Below are 421 nucleotides of genomic sequence, written 5' to 3'. Positions count from 1 at the left end.
CCCTTGTGCTAAATTAATCCTTTACCCCGGACCATGCCTTGATTCCCGCAAACTGGACCAACTGTCAGGTACGCTCCGTTTTGCCCACGGAATCTGTTCGCCAAGGTGTGGATAAATTGTTGGTGCATGGCTAGGAGCCTTATATAACGGCGCTTACACGGTTTAGATCATAAAATGATCAGCTTCCGTCGGCTTCGCCTGAGGCGGTCAATGCTGGTTCTTGTCGGGGCTTTCCCCAAATCCTGTTTAGCCGCTTTGGGGATAATCTGTTTGAAGGCGGCTGAAGGCCCCGCCGTTCCTGTCTTCGAATGCTTTGATCAGAAAACAGCCAATCGGGCTCTAACACTGCTCTGGCATACGTTCTTGGTGAGTGCAGGTAAAAACTCAGGATCACCCAAGTCAAAACCTGTGAATAAGTACC

Annotated in this window: 1 protein-coding gene; it reads left to right on the top strand. The window is 50.1% G+C overall.

Annotated elements, in window-relative coordinates; translation table 11 throughout:
* Window positions 1-210 precede the first annotated feature (210 nt).
* Window positions 211-421 (top strand): hypothetical protein (locus M8J71_RS22785; protein ID WP_256250145.1); only part of this gene is annotated, 211 nt, incomplete at its 3' end.

This window comes from Pseudarthrobacter sp. R1, assembly GCF_024494415.1.
In the GTDB taxonomy this organism is placed as follows: domain Bacteria; phylum Actinomycetota; class Actinomycetes; order Actinomycetales; family Micrococcaceae; genus Arthrobacter.
Note: the sequence above shows the minus strand (reverse complement) of the source record. Positions and strands in the feature narration are given on the sequence as shown.